This window comes from Agrobacterium sp. ST15.13.015, from assembly GCF_027871645.1.
Taxonomy (GTDB): Bacteria; Pseudomonadota; Alphaproteobacteria; order Rhizobiales; family Rhizobiaceae; genus Agrobacterium; species Agrobacterium leguminum.
Genome location: NZ_JAQAHF010000007.1, coordinates 239,842 through 256,366 on the forward strand (window position 1 = coordinate 239,842; position 16,525 = coordinate 256,366).

Below are 16,525 nucleotides of genomic sequence, written 5' to 3' on the forward strand. Positions count from 1 at the left end.
GGACAGGCCGGACCTTGGGAGGTCTTATTATTCGGCGGGCTGCACCGAAGCCGGAAGCTGATCCACATCGGCGATTCCGGTGAACTCTTCCTGGCCGCTCAGCACGCGGGCAAGCTGATCCTGATCCAGTTCGCCTTCCCAGCGGGCGACGACGATGGTGGCAACTGCGTTGCCGACGAAGTTGGTGAGGGCGCGGCATTCCGACATGAAACGGTCGATGCCGAGGATCAGCGCCATGCCGGCGACGGGAACCGAAGGCACAACGGAGAGGGTTGCCGCGAGCGTGATGAAGCCCGCGCCGGTGATGCCGGCCGCACCCTTGGAGGAGAGCATGGCAACGAGCAGCAGCAGAATCTGTTCGCCGAAGGAGAGGTGAATGCCGGTCGCCTGCGCGATGAAGAGGGCCGCCAGCGTCATGTAGATGTTGGTGCCGTCAAGGTTGAAGGAATAACCGGTGGGGATGACGAGACCGACGACGGAGCGCTTGCAGCCCGCCTTTTCCATCTTGCTCATCAGGCCCGGCAGGGCGGCTTCGGAAGAGGAGGTGCCGAGAACCAGCAGCAGCTCTTCCTTGATGTAGCGGATGAGCGCGACGATGGAGAAACCGTTGTAACGGCATACCGCGCCGAGAACCACGAACACGAACAGGAAGGACGTGACGTAGAAGGTGCCGATCAGCATTGCGAGGTTGGTGACGGACGAGATGCCGTATTTGCCGATGGTGAAGGCCATGGCGCCGAAAGCGCCGATGGGGGCGGCCTTCATCAGGATCGCGACCAGTTTGAAGATCGGATACATCAGGGCGTGCATGAAATCGGTGACGGGCTTGCCCTTTTCGCCGACGATGCCGAGCGCGATACCGAACAGAACCGAGAAGAACAGCACCTGCAGAATGTCACCGCTGGCGAAAGCGCCGACGATGGTGGTCGGGATGATGTTCATCAGGAAGCCGGTGATGGTCTGCTCATGGGCCTTGTCGGCGTAGGTCGCGACTGCCTTTGCATCCAGCGTGGCGGGATCGATATTCATGCCCGCGCCCGGCTGCACGGTGTTGGCGACGATGAGGCCAACGATGAGCGCGAGCGTGGAGAATACGAGGAAGTAGATCATGGCCTTACCGGCCACGCGACCCACCTTTTTCATGTCGTTCATGCCGGCGATGCCGGTTGCGACGGTGAGGAAGATGACGGGAGCGATGATCATCTTGACGAGGCGGATGAAGCCGTCGCCAAGCGGCTTCAGCTGTTCGCCGAAGGCCGGATAGAAATGGCCGAGCGCGATACCGGCGATGATGGCCACCAGAACCTGGAAATACAGGTGCTTGTAGAATGGCTGCTTGGCGTGGCCTGCGGCCACGGCTGTCGTATCGATCATGTTTTTTCCTCCTCGGCCTCACCCTGCCTTTATTGGCCTCCCGGGATCGCCGTGACGTTGACGGCTTCGCGCCGATTGCGGAGTCATGTGCAATACGCATGCCAGACTTGCTTATTTGGTGTAACTGGCTGATTTCAAAAGTAGTTTTTATTGGCGCTTCATCGGCCCACATGTATTTGTGCGGAATTCCGGACAAGATCTCTTGCGGTCTGTGTGTAAATCCGCACAATTGCCGCATGACTTATCAGGATCTGGCATCTTATTCCCATGCGAAGCGGCGGGCGCAATGGCTGGCGCTGGCGGGCCTGTGGCTGCTCGTCAGTCTTGGCGTTCTGCTGGTGGCCGATGAGTTCGCCCGCAATCAGGCGATGCGCATGGCCGGTTCCGAGGCCGCCACGGATGCCGAACTGAAGATCGCGCTCCTGAATGTCGCGCTGGAGCGGCCGCGCGCCATTCCGCTTGTCCTCTCCGGAGATCCCGATCTTGCCGCCGCGCTGGATGGCGGCGGTGCTCCTGCCCTCGACCGGTTGAACCGCAAGCTGGAGGGGCTGATTGAAGGCACACAATCCTCGGTGATTTATGTGACCGGGCCGACCGGATTGACCATTGCGTCGAGCAACTGGCGGCAGGATGACAGCTTTGTCGGCTCCAATTATGCTTTCCGCGAATATTTCCAGGCCGCGATGAAGACCGGCATGTCCGAACATTATGCTCTCGGCAATGTCAGCCGCCGGCCGGGTCTTTATATCTCCCGCCGCATCGATGCCGCCGATGGGCGGCCGCTTGGCGTCGTCATTGCCAAGGTCGAGTTCAACCGGCTGGAGACAGACTGGAACATCGGCGGCAAGCCGGTCTATGTGGTCGACAGAAACGGCGTCGTGCTGATGACCAGCGTGCCGGAATGGCGCTTCAAGACCGTTGCGCCGATCGATGAGGCGCGGCGGAAAATCATCTCCGAGAGCCTGCAATTCGGCAATGAGGCGCTTTCAACGCTGCCGTTTCGCGCGGCGCGGCGCGCGAGCGAGGATGTTCCGCTCATTCATGTCGATGAGCCGGGGAGGGAACGCGGCGATTATCTGCGGCTGGAAGTGCCGGTGCCGACCACTTCATGGACGCTGCACTATCTCCAACCGGTCGCGCCGGCGCTGAATGCCGCCATCCGCGAGGGCAGGGTGGTGGCGCTGGCGACGCTGATGCCGCTGATGGCGCTTTCGGCCCTGTGGCTGTGGCGCAGGCATAAGGCGCTCAAGGAAAAGGAAGAGGAGCAGCGTGCCCGCGCCGAGCTGGAAATGAAGGTGCAGGAGCGGACCCGCGACCTGACGAAGACCCGCGATCATCTGCAGGCCGAAATCGCCCTGCATGAAAAGACCTCGGGCGAGTTGCGCAATGTGCAGCACGAACTGGTGCAGGCCAACCGCCTTTCCATTCTGGGGCAGGTGGCGGCGGGTGTGGCGCATGAGATCAATCAGCCGGTCGCGACCATCCGCGCCTTTGCCGACAATGCCCGCACGTTGCTGAAGCGCGACCGCATGTCCGAGGCCAACGAAAATCTCGAAAACATCGCGGCGCTGACCGAGCGTATCGGCACCATTACCGGCGACCTGAAAATATTGGCGCGCAAGGGCCGCACCGCCGCCGAGCCTGTCAGTGTTCGACTGGTCATCGAAGGTGCGGTCATGCTGTTGCGCAGCCGCTTCTCCGGGCAGATGGATGCGCTTGATATCGTGCTGCCGGATCAGGACCTGAAAGTGCTCGGCAGCCGTATCCGGCTCGAGCAAATTCTCATCAACCTTCTGCAAAACGCGCTGGAAGCCACTGAAGAGACTGGGGCGGCGCGTGTCGAAGTTCGTGTGCGCGAGGAAGGCGACATGGTCGTGCTTTCCGTCAGCGACAATGGCACGGGCATTCCTGAAGCCATCCGCGCCCAGCTTTTTTCGCCCTTCAACACCTCAAAGGAAAGCGGCCTCGGCCTCGGTCTCGTTATCTCCAACGATATTGCCTCGGATTATGGCGGGCGCATCGAGGTGGCGAGCAGCAAGGCGGGCACATGTTTTTCCGTATTTCTGAAGCGAGCATGACATGACGGTGGACGGAACCATATTCCTGGTGGACGACGACTCCCAGCTGCGCAAGGCGATGGTGCAGACGCTGGAACTCGATGGATTGCCGGTCACCTCCTTTTCCCGTGCCGAGCAGGCGCTGGCGGCCCTGAACGAGGATTTCGACGGCGTCGTCATCACCGATGTACGTATGCCCGGCATGACCGGGCTCGAATTTTTCGACCATGTTCGCAAGATCGATGCCGATCTGCCGGTCATTCTCATCACCGGCCATGGCGATGTGCCGATGGCGGTCGATGCGCTTCACAATGGAGCTTATGATTTCATCGCCAAGCCGTTTCCCGCTGAACGCATGGTGGAAAGCGCCCGCCGGGCGCTGGAAAAGCGCCGCCTCGTGCTGGAAAACCGGGCGCTTCGCCGGGCGGCGGGACAGGCTGAGGATGATTTACCGCTGATCGGCCAGACGCCCGCCATGGAGCGCCTGCGCACCACGCTCAGGCACATTGCCGATACGGATGTGGATGTGCTGGTGGCGGGCGAGACCGGCAGCGGCAAGGAAGTGGTGGCGACGGCCCTTCACCGCTGGAGCAAGAAACGCTCAAAGGGCAATTTCGTGGCCCTGAATTGCGGGGCGCTGCCGGAAACGGTGATCGAAAGCGAGCTCTTCGGCCATGAGCCAGGGGCTTTCACCGGCGCGCAGAAAAAGCGCGTCGGCCGCATCGAACATTCGAGTGGCGGCACCCTGTTTCTGGACGAAATCGAAAGCATGCCGCTTGCCGTACAGGTAAAGATGCTACGCGTTCTGGAAATGCGTGAGGTCTCGCCGCTGGGGTCGAATGAGGAGCGGCCCGTCGATATTCGCGTGGTCGCGGCGGCCAAGGTCGATCTCGGCGATCCGTCCGAGCGCGGCACGTTTCGTGAGGATCTCTATTACCGGCTGAATGTGGTGACGCTGTCCATTCCGCCGCTGCGCGAACGCAAGGCGGATATTCCGCTGTTGTTTTCCCACTTCGCCACCAAGGCGGCCAACCGTTTCAACATGGCGGTGCCGCAGATCAGCGCCGGCATTTCCCGCCGCCTCAATGAGCATGACTGGCCGGGCAATGTGCGCGAACTCGGACATTTCGCTGAAAGGGTGGTGCTGGGGCTGGAGGCGGAACCGGCGACGGCGCCTGCGTTGCAATCCACAATCCCCGCTTCCGGAACGCTGCCGGAGCGCATGGATGAGATCGAGGCGCGCATCATCCGCGAAACGCTGGAACAATCGAATGGCGACGTGGCGGAAACCATCGCCACGCTCGGCATCGCCCGCAAGACCTTTTACGACAAGCTGCAGCGCCACGGCATCAACCGGGCGGATTATGTGAGAAGCGGCACGGCGTAAGATGGCGCAAAGCGAGCATGAAAAAGCCGCGGACGTTTCCGTCCGCGGCCTGGCAATAACGGTAACCGTGTTGAATGTCTTTCCGATTAACCTGCTACGCAGAAATGGCGCTGGCCATCATAATCCGTATAGGTACCGGTGCGGGTGTTGAAGCTCCGGTAACGCTGCGAGCAATAATCGTACCAGGCGTTGGTCCAGGGCTCGATGGTGCGATAGGTGCGGCGCTGGTTGTAGACCGGGCGGCTGTCGTAAACCGGCTGGGCGCGATAGACGGGTGCCGGGCGGTAAACCGGCTGGGGTGCTGCGCGATAATAACGGTAATCCGGCTCTTCATCGATATAGCTCGGCTCGTCGACATAGATGCGCTCTTCGTAAGCTGGCGCCGGACGCGACATTGCGGAGCCCACGGCGACACCGGCGGCAAGGCCGAGCACGCCACCGAGAATGGCGGCATCGCGACGGTCGCGGCGGTCCCAGTCGCCAGCGGATGCGCTGCTCAAGGGAACAATGGTGGCGGCGGCGACGGCGACGGCCAGAACGGTTTTAGCTGCAAAGGACGACATGGTGTGTTCTTCCATACAGGTGGCAGGGCGCTGCCAGTTGCAAATTCGATGGTTAAGGAAATACAGCCCGGCTGCTGAACGGGCGCTGAATGAATTGTGGCAGACCGGCGGCGGCCCGCAATTCCTGTTTGCGCGCGACGCACTTCGCGCTAGAACTCAAGAACAAACAGGACGCACCGATGAGCCTTTCCCAGATAACCGTCAATTCCGACACCTCGCATGAAGACCGTGCCCAGGCCATTCGCGATACGCTGCGTGACGCCATTGTCGACCGGCGGCTGGCGCCGGGAACCAAACTGTCGGAATCGGAAGTGGGAACGCTGTTCGATGTCAGCCGCACGGTGGTGCGCGCTGCACTTCAGATGCTGGCCTATGAGGGGCTGGTGAAGGCCGAGCGCAACCGCGGCGCCTTCGTCTCCAATCCAACGCCGGATGAAGCGCGGCAGGTGTTCGCGTCGCGACGGTTGATCGAACCCGGCGTCGTGGATGCCGCAATCGAAAAAATCACACCTGCGGCGGTGAAGCGGCTGCGTGAGCATCTGGTGCAGGAAAGCCGCCACCAGCATGAGCGCGGCCCGAGCGCCAGACGCGCGGAAATCAAGGCATCGGGCGATTTCCACCTGATGCTGGCCTCGCTTGCCGGCAACGCTATCCTTGAAAAATTCATGGACGAGCTGGTCGCCCGCTCGTCGCTGGTCATTGCGCTTTACGGGCGCTCGGGTGTTTCAAGCTGCGGCCACAACGATCACGCCGATCTCCTTGATGCGCTTGAGGCGAAGGATACGGCAAAGGCCCGCGCGCTCATGTTGCAGCATCTCGACCACATCGAGGCCGATCTTGATCTGCGCATGATGGAAGGTCTGGCGCTGAAGGATGCGCTGGCGCTCTGATTGACCGCCATCCCCGTCGCGGGACGGGAATGGCGGGTTGATTGCGCGTCAGGCGGCGTAACGGCTGATCGCCAGATCGTGCGTGTCGATCTCCGGCTTATTGCCGCTGATGAGATCGGCAAGCACCCGGGCGGAGCCGCAGGACATGGTCCAGCCAAGCGTGCCGTGGCCGGTGTTGAGATATAGATTGCTGTAGCGGGTGGCGCCGATGACAGGCGTGCCGTCCGGCGTCATCGGACGCAGGCCGCACCAGAATTTCGCCTGGGTCTGGTCGCCCGCGCCGCCGAACAGGTCTTCCACCGAGTGGGCCAGCGTTTCCTGCCGGGCCGCTGGCAAATCCTTGCTGAAACCGGCGATTTCCGCCATGCCGCCGGCGCGGATGCGTGAGCCGAGGCGGGTAATCGCCACCTTGAACGTCTCGTCCATGACCGTGGAAACGGGCGCGCGCTCCTCATTTACGATCGGAACTGTGATGGAGTAACCCTTGACCGGGTAAACCGGCAGGGTAAGGCCAAGCTGGCGCACGAACTGCGGCGAATAGCTGCCCAGTGCCGCCACGAAAATATCGGCCTCCACCAGCCCGCGGGTGGTCTCCACAGCCTTGACGCGCCCTGCCTCGACGATGGGGCGCATTATGCCGGTATCGTAAAGGAAGGTAACGCCCGCCGCTTCGGCCATGCGGGCAAGTTCTGTCGTGAACATGAAGCAATCGCCGGTCTCGTCGCCGGGCAGGCGCAGGCCGCCGACGATCTTCTCCTTCGAAGGGGAAAGACCGGGTTCGATGGCGGCGCAGCCGTCGCGGTCGAGAATCTCGAAAGGCACGCCGCCCGCCGTCAGCACGTCGACATCCTTGCCGATGGCGTCGAACTGCTTCTGGGTGCGGAACACCTCCAGCGTGCCCTGCATGCGCTGGTCATATTCGATGCCGGTCTCTTCGCGCAGCGCCATCAGACAATCGCGGCTATATTCGGCAACGCGCACCATGCGGCTCTTGTTGATGGCGTAACGCGCCGAGGTGCAGTTGCGCAGCATCTGGCTCATCCAGCGCCAGGCCGCCGGATCGGCCGTCGGGCGAATGATCAGCGGCGCATGTTTCATGAACAGCCATTTCATCGCCTTCATCGGAATGCCGGGGGCAGCCCAGGGCGAGGAATAGCCGGGCGAAACCTCGCCGGCATTGGCGAAGCTGGTTTCGAGCGCTGCGGCCGGCTGGCGGTCGATCACCGTCACCTTGTGTCCGGCTTTGGCCAGATACCAGGCGGATGTCACGCCGACAACGCCGGCTCCGAGGATAGTGACGTTCATGATCGTCTCACTTGTGATTGACTGATGTTGAAGCGGCTGCCGGGGTTTCTCCCGGCTGAATATAAAGGCGTCGATAGCGGCGTCCGAGGCCGGTCAGGATTTCATAGGCGATCGTGCCCGCATCCTCGGCAATGTCTTCCAGCGTCTGGTCCGGACCGATCATCTGCACAAGGCTGCCCTGGGTCAATGTTCCCTCGGGCAGGGCGGAGATGTCGAGAATGATGCTGTCCATGGAAACGCGTCCCGCAATCGGCAGGCGCACGCCGTTATACCACGCCGCGCCGCGATTGCTGAGCGAACGCGGCAGGCCGTCAGCGTAACCGGCGGCGATGGTTGCCAGACGCGTCGGCCCGGCCGCTTCGAAGGAGCCGCCGTAACCGACCAGCGAACCGGCGGGAACGGTGCGGGTCTGGATGACGGCCAGATCGAGGCGAACGACCGGCTTCATCGGGTTGGGGCGTGCAACGGAGGGCGCGCCGCCATAAAGCGCGATGCCGGGGCGCAGCAGGTGGTTGTGGTAATCATTGCCCAGAAAGATGCCGCCGGAATTCGAAAAGCAGACGGGCGCTGCGGGAAAGGCAATGGCGGCTTTGCGCATCACCGCAAGCTGCGCGGCATTGGAGGCATGGTCCGGTTCGTCGGCGCAGGCGAGGTGGCTCATGACGAAGGTGATGTCGATACCATTCAGCAATTGCGGCCGGGAGGCTAGGATTTCAAGTTCTTCGGGAGAGAGGCCGAGACGGCACATGCCGGTATCGATCTGCACCGCGGCGGTGAGCGTCTTGCCAAGCTTCCTGGCGTGGGCCGACCATTGGGCGATCTGCTCCAGCGAATTCAGAACCGGAGTGATGGCCATGGCGGCGCAGGAAGTCTCGTTGCCGGGCTGAAGACCGTTGAGAACAAAAATCCGCGCTTCTGCCGAAAGCCGCAGTCGCAACGCCAACGCTTCATCGATATGGGCGACGAAGAAATTGCGGCAACCCGCCTCGAACAGGACCTGCGAGACGATATCCGCGCCGAGACCATATGCATCGGCCTTGACCACCGCTGCCGTCTGCGACGCAGGCGCCATGGCCGCAAGGGTCAGATAATTGTCGCGCAATGCGCCGAGATCGATGGTCAGATGACCGCTTGCACCACCGGCGGCCTGCTGGCGGCTGATCTGCATGTCCATGGTCGTTCACCCTCATTTTTATCCCATGAAGGTATTGCAACGATTGTCGAATTTCTTGGCGATTGTTCGAAGAAAATGCGATAGAATTCGCGATGGCGCAATTTTCTTTTGCTGATTGGAATCTTCTATGTCGTCACTCGATGCGACCGACCGCCACATCATCCGCCTGCTTCGGCTCAATGCCCGCATCAGCAATGCGAAACTCGCAGCAGAAGTCGGGCTTTCCGCATCCGCCTGCCTTCGCCGCGTCGATATTCTCGAGCGGGAAGGGATTATCCGGGGATATACGGCGCTGACCAGCGGCCTTGCCGGTGGCGAGGTGATTTCGGTTATCGTCCAGATCACGCTCGACCGCCAGACGGAGGATTTTCTCAACCGTTTCGAAAATGCGGTGCGGCGCTATCCGGAAATCCGCGAATGTTATCTGATGACGGGCGGTTCGGATTATTTCCTGCGCTGCGAGGCGGAAAGTGCTGGGGATTTCGAGCGGATTCACAAGGAAATTCTGTCGAAGTTGCCTGGGGTTTCGCGCATTCATTCGAGTTTTGCGATCCGGAATGTGTTGGCGACGCCGAAGGCGCGGTAGCGTCGGAGCTCGCGGCCACCCCCCTCTGTCCTGCCGGACATCTCCCCCTCAAGGGGGGAGATCGGATGGAGCGCCCGCTCGTTCCCTCGCAACTGCCTTGCTATCGATACAGTGGCTTACTCAATGCGGTGGGCAAGCCACTTGTCGATCTCCCCCCTTGAGGGGGAGATGTCCGGCAGGACAGAGGGGGGTAAGCCCACACTCCGCCCTCTCATCGCTAACCCCACCACCGATAAAAATGATGCACCGGCCCCCGCCCATGCCCGACAGCAAGACCCCGCCCGGCATCGAGCGCCCCATTCAGATAATCCTTCGCAAGCCCCAACGCCTCCCGCAACTCACGACCCTGTGCAAGATGAGCCGTAATCGCCGCCGCCAGCGTGCAGCCGGTGCCGTGGTCGTTCTTCGTCTCCACCCGTGCCGCGGAAAGCGCCTGCATGGCGCCATCCGCAAACAGATAATCCGTGCTCTCCGGCCCATCACCATGGCCGCCCTTGATGAGCACGGCTTTTGCGCCCGCCTTCAGGATCGCCTCGGCCTGGCGGGCGATCTCCGTCTCCGTTTTCGCCATCGAAGACCCGGTCAGCAGCGCCGCTTCCGGCAGGTTCGGCGTAACGATGGTCGCGAGCGGCAGCAAGTCGCGCCGCAATGTCTCGATGGCGTCTTCATGCAGCAGCCTGTCACCCGAGGTCGCTACCATGACCGGGTCCAGCACCACCGGCTGCGATTGCCGCCGGAGCCGTTCCGCGATGGCGGCGATGGTTTCGATCCGCGAGACCATGCCGATCTTCACCGCATTGACGGCGAGATCGGAGAATACCGCATCCATTTGCGCGATAATGGTGGCGACCGAAATATCCTCAACCGCCGTTACGCCTTTGGTGTTCTGGGCGGTGATGGCGGTGATGACGCTGGCGGCGTAGGCGCCGAGCGCGGAGAAGGTCTTGATATCCGCCTGAATGCCCGCGCCGCCGCCGCTGTCGGAGCCGGCAATGGTCAATGCAATGGCTGTCATGGCTGTCTCGCTTTCAGCGCCGCGTCAATCTTGGAGCGGAAGTCCTTGGTCGCACTGGCAATATCGCCCGCGCGGAAAATGGCGGAAATGACCGCGACACCATCCGCGCCGGCGGCAATGACGGGTGGCACACGGGCAAGATCGATGCCGGCGATAGCGCCGACCGGCATATCCGGTTTCCACTCCTTCAGCAGGGCGCGCAGCGTGGTAAAACCGTCGATACCGACCGGCTTGTCCGGATTGATCTTGGAAACGGTCTCAAAGACGCCGCCAATACAGGCATAGTCGGCGGGCATGGAAGCTGCCCGTTCGGCATCGGGGCGGTTCTTGACGGTGAGGCCGATGATCGCCTTTTCGCCGAGAATGCGCCTTGCGGTTTTGGCGTCCATATCGTCGGCGCCGAGATGCACTCCGTCCGCGCCCGAGGCGAGGGCTACATCCACCCGGTCGTTGATGACAAGCGGCACGCCTGTGCCGGCGACAGCCTCGTGAATGGCGCGGGCGTTTTCGATCATCTCGCGCGTCGAGCCGTGCTTGTCGCGATATTGCAGAATGGTCGCGCCATTCAGCGCAGCGGCGAGAGCAAGCTCCGGCAGCGGCGCGACATCGCCAAGGCTCGCATCGACCAGCGCGTTGAGGCGGTAATCAACCTTGTTCATGCTCTATCCTTGCGTGATTTGTGATGTCTTCACCGGAAATTTCGGAAAGCGCATCCAAAAATGCCGGTTCGAAGCTGCCGGGGCCTCTGGCGTGCTTGGCCGCAAGTTCGGCGGAAACGCCGGTGACGGCAAGGGCGGAGGCCGCCGCCGTCAACGCGTCTTTTTCGACAGCCATGAAGGCGGCGATGACGCCGCCCGAAAGGCACCCCGTTCCCGTCACCTTCGCCATCCACGGATGACCGTTGACGATCCTGACGCTGCGGGCGGCATCGCGCAGATGATCTACCGGCCCGGTCTCAATCCTCACCACGCCAGGCACATCGCCGATCAGGTTCATTTCGGCGCGATTGCCGCGTACGATGGTGGGGGAAAGTGCAATCAGTTCGCGCGCGAATTCCAGACGCGACGGCGAATAGTCGCAATGTACGGGGTCGACGATCCACGGCTTGCCGGATGCATTGGCTATTTCGATCGCCAGCCGGATAACCTTGCGCCGCTCGGCATCCAGTGTGCCGAGATTGACGGTCAGCGCATCCGCCTTGGTGACGAAGCTCTCGATTTCCTCGAGCGAGGTGGTCATGGAGGGGATGCCGCCGACCACGGTGATGCCGTCTGCGGTGAATTTCTGCACCACCGTGTTCATCAGGCAATGCACGCGCGGGCGCGTCTGCCGCACGCGCTCCAGAATCTCGGCGGCCTTTGCCGCTGTCGGAAAAGTCGTGGTCATGGCTGCTGCAGCTCCACGGCGATGTCGTCTGCCGCCGGCGCCTGCTTGATCAGTTGCATTTCCTGCATGAAAGCGCCGAAACGGGCATAGCGCGCGCGGTCGAGCGCGGCCGGGCGTTTGGCGAAACGCGGCAGCGTGTCGAAGAAGGCCTGCTTGTTCAGCGCATCGTCAAGGTTCGGATAGGCTTTGATGAAAAGCTGCCAGGATTCCTGCGGATGGTTGGTAATGAAGATCGCGGCCTGTTCCACGGCGGAGAGGAAACGCGGCAGGCGGTTGTCTTTTGCGAGATCGCGGTGGGTGACGAAGATCAGCTCGTCATAGGCCGGCACGCCGTGTTCCTCCGGGAAGAAGGAGCGGCCTTCATGTCCCTCGAGCTTCATCTGCGTCAGCTCGAAATTGCGGAAGCCGCCAAGCGTCGCATCCACCTTGCCGGCGATCAGCGACGGCGAGAGCGAGAAGTTGACGTTGATGAGTTCGACATCGTCCTTCGTCAGGCCGTCCTTTTCCAGCATGCGCTTCAGCATGGCATCCTCGAAGCCGGAAACGGAGAAGCCGACCTTCTTGCCCTTCAGGTCCTTCAGGCTCTTGATAGGCCCATCGGCCAGAACGGTGACGGTGTTGAGCGGGGTTTCGACCAGCGTGCCGAAACGCACGAGCGGCAGGCCGGCATCGTGATCGAGATAGAGGTTCGGCTGGTAGTGCACGCCTATATCGGCCTGTTTGGCCGAGACGAGACGCGGCACGGCGGAGGGGTCTGCGGGCGGAACCAGTTCCACCTCTAGCCCCGCATCGGCAAACAGGCCGCGTTCCCTGGCGATCACCATCGGCGCATGATCGGGGTTCACGAACCATTCGAGCAACACGGTCAGCTTGTCTGCCGCATGCGATTGCATGGGTGAAAGCACGCTTGTCGCCGCGACGACGAGGGAAAGAAGAGTTCGTTTCATGGTGCCGAAAGTCTCCGTAAAGATCTGAAAGGAATGGTGTGTTCTGTTTCCTTGGCCCAGGGGGCCAGATTGGCGGTCGCCCGGTCGACAATGAGCCGCAGCAGCACCGCCATGATGGCGAGAATGGCCATGGCGGCGAACATGGTGTCGGTCTGCATGCGGGCATTGGACTGGATCATCACGAACCCAAGCCCCGCCGATGCGCCCACCCATTCGCCGATGACGGCGCCGAGCGGGGCAAGCGGCGCGGCCACCCTCAAGCCCGAAATCAACGATGGCAACGCCAGCGGCACGCGCAACCGGGTGAGGATCTGCCAGTGGCTCGCCTCAGTCAGCGAGGCGGCGTCGAGGATGGCACGATCGGTGCGGTTGAGCCCGTCAGTGAAAGCGGAGGCAACGGGGAAGAAGATGATGATCGCCGTCATGACCACTTTCGAAGCCATGCCGAAACCGAACCAGAGGACGAGGATGGGGGCGAGCACGAAGACCGGAAAGGCCTGCAACACCAGAACCATGGGCCATACGAGGCGGCCGAGGCGAGGGATGGCGGCAATCGTGAAAGCGACGAGAATACCGGCGGTGATGCCCGCCGCAAGCCCGAGCGCCATTTCACCGAGCGTTATCAGCGCCTGCCCGAACAGGAAGCCCGGCTGGCGCCAGAAAGCGCCGGCAACATCGGCGGGCGATGGCAGGATGTAGCGGGGCGGTGAAAACAGCCACGTTCCCGCCTGCCAGAAAACCAGCAGAAGACCGACACCGTTCAGCGCATGGGTGGCACGCATGAGCCGGACCTCAGACGCAGACGCACCGTGTGCGAAGGGCGGAAGAGTTCAGCATCATCATTCGTCTCCAGATATGACAATCTCGGAGATCAGGCAAAGCGGAGAAGAGAAAGGGCAGCGCCTCCTGGCGCGGCAGTTCCGTTCCTACGCCGGCATGACCCGGATCAGGTAGATAAGGGTTCGGCGCAATGCCGTCTCAGTGCCGCAGCACACCCCTCGGAAGAGATTGATTTCTTAGGAGAATTCAAAACTCATGTCAAATGTTCTTCTTCAAATGTTCTTATCCAAGCCGTCCATTGGAAAAATTGCTAATGAAATTGCTAATAAGTCTACCGTAGGGATTAAATCAAAAACAAAATATCAGTCGAAATCTAAGTTGTTTTCAAAATATATTTCAATATCCGACTTGTTTTCAAAACGAATTAAAAGTAAAATATTCAGTTTTAGGAAATTTATAGTTGACGAATATTCTCAGTTTCCGATATGATCGTCGCAATCGAAGGAGGTTTATTCCAATTACATTGATGAGGTGTTAGTCCCATGATTACGCAAAATTACATTCATAAACGGCAGAACGGTTATTATTATTTCTGCGTCAACGTCCCAACGCGATTGCTATCGTCCACGACGAAACGACAAATTCGTCGCCCCTTGAGGACCAGAGATTTAGCGACGGCGAAGAAGCGGGTGGCGGCTCACGTTGCTGAAATCCTGCCGCTCTTCGATGAGGATCGTCTGCCCGATGAAGCTCATATTGAGTACAAGCGTGTCAAAGCAGTCGCTGAAAAGCTGACTGCAAAGTATGAGCCCTATACGGCGGTTTCCGAGCAAACCGTCGATCAGTTGATAGAGCGTATCAATGAAATCGTTGATGTCCGCGCTGTCATGCCGACGCCAAATGTTGTGCAGACCGCTGCTTTAGTCGGCGCACTGGAGACGCCGCCGCTTTCTTGGGCAGAGGCATTCGAAAAATTCAAAGCTCTCTCTTCGGAGAAGGTGAAGGGCAAGAACGAGCTTCAGACCAAACGTTTCTGGCGGCGCTACGAAGTTAAGACCGAAGATTACATCGCGGCGATGGGTGACACTGACGTGTTGAAGATCACCAAGAACGATGTGAAAAAGTACCGCAAAATTCTGAAGGAAAAGATCGATAGCGGCGAGTTTCTAAGCAACGAAGCTAATAAGAAGATTAGCTGGCTCGGCGTGATCTTAGAGACCGTCTTTGATGAGGAATACGAAGGGATGGAAAATCCTTTCGCGGGCATCAGAATTTCTGGCTACGAAGACGATGGCAAACGAGCGCCGCTCACCGCTGCGGAGATAGCAGCAGTTACGGAAGGCTTGAAGACATCAGGGGCACGACCTGAAATCAAAGCTCTTATCCGCATTGGGATGTGCACAGGTGCGAACGCGAAGGAACTCGCGCTTCTAACCCCCGCCGATATCCATCTGGATGCGTCTGATCCATACATTTCCATTCGCCCCAATGAACTTCGCGGCAAGGTCAAGCGGGGAGGGGCACGCCATAGAGATGTTCCGTTGGTTGGTGACGCCCTCGCCGCCATGCGTGAGTTCCCGAACGGCTTTACCATTTTCCATACGAATGAAGGACCAACTCAGGTCAACTGTGCGATGTCCGACTATTTCAGGAAGATCACGCCGGGAAAGGGTAAGGGCTTCGGCAGCTTCCGCCACAACATGGCTGATTGGCTTCGCAGGAGCGGGGCGAATGACACCCTCAAGGATTCAATTCTCGGGCACACCAACACCAAATCTCATTCGATGCACTACGGCGATGGATACGACATTGAGAACAAAAAGGAGGCACTAGAAAAAGCTCTTCAATACGCAAATCTACCAATCTAAAAACATGAATATCAACTCAATATGCTGAGACGTGAAATGAAATTATATTATGAATACCGGCATATTCCTCTTATGGAATATGAAAATTGCAGAAATTTACATTTGAAAAGCTCGTTAAGAGCGAGAAACTTCGAAACGAATTCTTCGATCACTGTGATTGGCTAATTCGTATCGCCAAAGAAAAAGGCTTCATCGACGCGGCAATTTCACACGCCAAGGCGAAAAAACGGGTTCAAGACGAATTGAACCTGATCATCGATTACTGAAAGGCTACTGAAGTTGACCAAACGCGATATGGACAAGCTGGCTGAAATAGAACGAACAGTAAACAAATTTGAATGAAAATGCCGAAATCGGTGTCTAGCGACTAGAAAGTGTGTCTACTACACGCGGTATGTTGACCTAACAACCATTCCTCGCCACACTGCGAAGCAGCAAGCAGCACCTTCATTTTGTTTTTTAAATGAAGAGGTGCGCCCATGGATCAGCAACTGTCAGTCAAATTCCTGTTCTTCGAAGCCAGTGCGTCTGGTCTCGTTGCTGTAATTCTCATTTTCATTCTTGCGCTCTTGGCTATGGGAATCGCGGCGCGCAGGAGGTGACCGCCTCTGCAACGCGTAATATTAGCGCCTGTGGATAAGATCATGTTGCAACAATATCATTGACGAATTTCGCCCGCCTCCCACTATGCGAAGCAGCAAGCAGCGCCTCATTTTTTTAAATGGAAAAGTGCGCCCAATGCCCAAGATCACCATCAAGTTTCTCGGACTAAAAGTATCCACCCGTGGCGTACTTTCCGTAGTGCTTGCGTCGGTCATCGCCCTGACTGACTTGGCAGTATTATGGGCATATCTCGAAAATCGCGACTTTCCGCGCAAAAATAGCATTGCAAGGAAAACTCAACGCATGATTTAGTTCGTCTTGGGTAAAGTTAGGTATTGGGTTTGGCTGAGAATGTTTCGCGATAATACTGTGTTCGTAGTTGGTGCTGGTGCAAGCCACGAGTTCGGTCTGCCTGTTGGTGAGGCGCTCATGAAACAGATACAGACCAACTCACGCTTTCATTTTGACTTTGGCACGATGAAAGAAGGCGTGGAGCCAATTTTTCGATGCTTGGTCAATAGATATACGAAAAACAACGAAGCAATTAATGCGCGTTTTTTGGCAATGGCTGAAATACATCGGGCGATTGA

The 16,525-nt window shown here is 59.2% G+C and carries 16 protein-coding genes and 1 riboswitch; of the genes, 7 read left to right on the plus strand and 9 right to left on the minus strand.

Going from position 1 to position 16,525, the window contains the following annotated elements; genetic code table 11:
- Positions 1 to 27 precede the first annotated feature (27 nt).
- Positions 28 to 1,374 carry a dicarboxylate/amino acid:cation symporter gene (locus PIB16_RS13490; RefSeq protein ID WP_003519920.1) on the minus strand — a complete coding sequence of 449 codons (1,347 nt, stop codon included), beginning with the start codon at positions 1,372 to 1,374 and terminating at the stop codon, positions 28 to 30.
- Between the two features lie 236 nt (positions 1,375 to 1,610).
- Here PIB16_RS13490 and PIB16_RS13495 point away from each other — a divergent pair, with 236 nt between their 5' ends.
- Positions 1,611 to 3,452, plus strand: coding sequence for a sensor histidine kinase (locus PIB16_RS13495; RefSeq protein ID WP_271045745.1), 1,842 nt, complete (start codon positions 1,611 to 1,613; stop codon positions 3,450 to 3,452).
- 1 nt (position 3,453) lies between these two features.
- On the plus strand, positions 3,454 to 4,818 hold the full coding sequence (locus PIB16_RS13500) for a sigma-54-dependent transcriptional regulator (protein ID WP_271045746.1): 1,365 nt from the start codon (positions 3,454 to 3,456) through the stop codon (positions 4,816 to 4,818).
- Between the two features lie 86 nt (positions 4,819 to 4,904).
- On the opposite strand, the gene PIB16_RS13505 is transcribed toward PIB16_RS13500, so the two are convergent.
- Positions 4,905 to 5,381, minus strand: coding sequence for a BA14K family protein (locus PIB16_RS13505; protein ID WP_174045175.1), 477 nt, complete (start codon positions 5,379 to 5,381; stop codon positions 4,905 to 4,907).
- A 179-nt stretch (positions 5,382 to 5,560) separates the two neighbouring features.
- On the opposite strand from PIB16_RS13505, the gene PIB16_RS13510 reads away from it, so the two are divergent.
- Positions 5,561 to 6,271: a GntR family transcriptional regulator gene (locus PIB16_RS13510; protein ID WP_003519916.1), complete on the plus strand. Its 711-nt coding sequence runs from the start codon at positions 5,561 to 5,563 to the stop codon at positions 6,269 to 6,271.
- Positions 6,272 to 6,319: 48 nt separating this feature from the next.
- Here the strand turns inward: PIB16_RS13510 and PIB16_RS13515 are convergent, their stop codons facing one another.
- Together PIB16_RS13515 and alr are read right to left on the minus strand one after the other, a co-directional pair.
- Positions 6,320 to 7,576 (minus strand): D-amino acid dehydrogenase, encoded by a 1,257-nt coding sequence (locus tag PIB16_RS13515; protein ID WP_271045747.1) that lies wholly within the window; start codon positions 7,574 to 7,576, stop codon positions 6,320 to 6,322.
- Between the two features lie 7 nt (positions 7,577 to 7,583).
- Entirely contained in the window at positions 7,584 to 8,750 is a 1,167-nt protein-coding gene (alr, locus tag PIB16_RS13520) for an alanine racemase (protein WP_271045748.1), read from the minus strand.
- Between the two features lie 127 nt (positions 8,751 to 8,877).
- On the opposite strand from alr, the gene PIB16_RS13525 reads away from it, so the two are divergent.
- Entirely contained in the window at positions 8,878 to 9,336 is a 459-nt protein-coding gene (locus PIB16_RS13525) for an Lrp/AsnC family transcriptional regulator (protein WP_003500727.1), read from the plus strand.
- A gap of 217 nt (positions 9,337 to 9,553) precedes the next feature.
- Here the strand turns inward: PIB16_RS13525 and thiD are convergent, their stop codons facing one another.
- Genes thiD through PIB16_RS13550 form a run of 5 tightly spaced genes read right to left on the minus strand, consistent with a single transcriptional unit; the run spans position 9,554 to position 13,466 of the window.
- Positions 9,554 to 10,351, minus strand: a complete 798-nt coding sequence (gene thiD, locus PIB16_RS13530; protein ID WP_271045749.1) for a bifunctional hydroxymethylpyrimidine kinase/phosphomethylpyrimidine kinase — start codon at positions 10,349 to 10,351, stop codon at positions 9,554 to 9,556.
- Positions 10,348 to 11,010 (minus strand): thiamine phosphate synthase, encoded by a 663-nt coding sequence (thiE, locus tag PIB16_RS13535; RefSeq protein WP_174000142.1) that lies wholly within the window; start codon positions 11,008 to 11,010, stop codon positions 10,348 to 10,350. The genes thiD and thiE overlap by 4 nt, the downstream gene beginning before the upstream one ends.
- On the minus strand, positions 10,997 to 11,737 hold the full coding sequence (locus tag PIB16_RS13540) for a hydroxyethylthiazole kinase (RefSeq protein ID WP_271045750.1): 741 nt from the start codon (positions 11,735 to 11,737) through the stop codon (positions 10,997 to 10,999). Before PIB16_RS13540 ends, thiE begins: the two co-directional genes overlap by 14 nt.
- A complete protein-coding gene (locus tag PIB16_RS13545) occupies positions 11,734 to 12,684 on the minus strand; it encodes an ABC transporter substrate-binding protein (RefSeq protein ID WP_174045163.1) in 951 nt (316 codons plus the stop codon). Before PIB16_RS13545 ends, PIB16_RS13540 begins: the two co-directional genes overlap by 4 nt.
- A complete protein-coding gene (locus PIB16_RS13550) occupies positions 12,681 to 13,466 on the minus strand; it encodes an ABC transporter permease (protein WP_065655614.1) in 786 nt (261 codons plus the stop codon). The genes PIB16_RS13545 and PIB16_RS13550 overlap by 4 nt, the downstream gene beginning before the upstream one ends.
- 124 nt (positions 13,467 to 13,590) lie before the next feature.
- Positions 13,591 to 13,693, minus strand: a riboswitch (TPP riboswitch).
- A 313-nt stretch (positions 13,694 to 14,006) separates the two neighbouring features.
- Between PIB16_RS13550 and PIB16_RS13555 the strand changes: the two genes are divergently transcribed.
- The 3 genes from PIB16_RS13555 (at position 14,007) to PIB16_RS13565 (ending at position 16,247) form a co-directional block, all read left to right on the plus strand.
- Positions 14,007 to 15,332 carry a DUF6538 domain-containing protein gene (locus tag PIB16_RS13555; RefSeq protein ID WP_271045751.1) on the plus strand — a complete coding sequence of 442 codons (1,326 nt, stop codon included), beginning with the start codon at positions 14,007 to 14,009 and terminating at the stop codon, positions 15,330 to 15,332.
- An 86-nt stretch (positions 15,333 to 15,418) separates the two neighbouring features.
- A complete protein-coding gene (locus PIB16_RS13560) occupies positions 15,419 to 15,598 on the plus strand; it encodes a hypothetical protein (RefSeq protein ID WP_271045752.1) in 180 nt (59 codons plus the stop codon).
- Between the two features lie 472 nt (positions 15,599 to 16,070).
- Positions 16,071 to 16,247: a hypothetical protein gene (locus PIB16_RS13565; RefSeq protein ID WP_271045753.1), complete on the plus strand. Its 177-nt coding sequence runs from the start codon at positions 16,071 to 16,073 to the stop codon at positions 16,245 to 16,247.
- The last annotated feature ends 278 nt before the right edge of the window (positions 16,248 to 16,525 follow it).

What these genes read in the sequence shown, in the direction of transcription:
- thiE (WP_174000142.1), bottom strand. Translation starts at nt 11,010, where the DNA reads ATGAACAAGGTTGATTACCGCCTCAACGCGCTGGTCGATGCGAGCCTT.
- PIB16_RS13525 (WP_003500727.1), top strand. Translation starts at nt 8,878, where the DNA reads ATGTCGTCACTCGATGCGACCGACCGCCACATCATCCGCCTGCTTCGG.
- PIB16_RS13555 (WP_271045751.1), top strand. Translation starts at nt 14,007, where the DNA reads ATGATTACGCAAAATTACATTCATAAACGGCAGAACGGTTATTATTAT.
- thiD (WP_271045749.1), bottom strand. Translation starts at nt 10,351, where the DNA reads ATGACAGCCATTGCATTGACCATTGCCGGCTCCGACAGCGGCGGCGGC.
- PIB16_RS13495 (WP_271045745.1), top strand. Translation starts at nt 1,611, where the DNA reads ATGACTTATCAGGATCTGGCATCTTATTCCCATGCGAAGCGGCGGGCG.
- PIB16_RS13545 (WP_174045163.1), bottom strand. Translation starts at nt 12,684, where the DNA reads ATGAAACGAACTCTTCTTTCCCTCGTCGTCGCGGCGACAAGCGTGCTT.
- PIB16_RS13565 (WP_271045753.1), top strand. Translation starts at nt 16,071, where the DNA reads ATGCCCAAGATCACCATCAAGTTTCTCGGACTAAAAGTATCCACCCGT.
- PIB16_RS13490 (WP_003519920.1), bottom strand. Translation starts at nt 1,374, where the DNA reads ATGATCGATACGACAGCCGTGGCCGCAGGCCACGCCAAGCAGCCATTC.
- PIB16_RS13505 (WP_174045175.1), bottom strand. Translation starts at nt 5,381, where the DNA reads ATGTCGTCCTTTGCAGCTAAAACCGTTCTGGCCGTCGCCGTCGCCGCC.
- PIB16_RS13550 (WP_065655614.1), bottom strand. Translation starts at nt 13,466, where the DNA reads ATGCGTGCCACCCATGCGCTGAACGGTGTCGGTCTTCTGCTGGTTTTC.
- alr (WP_271045748.1), bottom strand. Translation starts at nt 8,750, where the DNA reads ATGGACATGCAGATCAGCCGCCAGCAGGCCGCCGGTGGTGCAAGCGGT.
- PIB16_RS13515 (WP_271045747.1), bottom strand. Translation starts at nt 7,576, where the DNA reads ATGAACGTCACTATCCTCGGAGCCGGCGTTGTCGGCGTGACATCCGCC.
- PIB16_RS13500 (WP_271045746.1), top strand. Translation starts at nt 3,454, where the DNA reads ATGACGGTGGACGGAACCATATTCCTGGTGGACGACGACTCCCAGCTG.
- PIB16_RS13540 (WP_271045750.1), bottom strand. Translation starts at nt 11,737, where the DNA reads ATGACCACGACTTTTCCGACAGCGGCAAAGGCCGCCGAGATTCTGGAG.
- PIB16_RS13510 (WP_003519916.1), top strand. Translation starts at nt 5,561, where the DNA reads ATGAGCCTTTCCCAGATAACCGTCAATTCCGACACCTCGCATGAAGAC.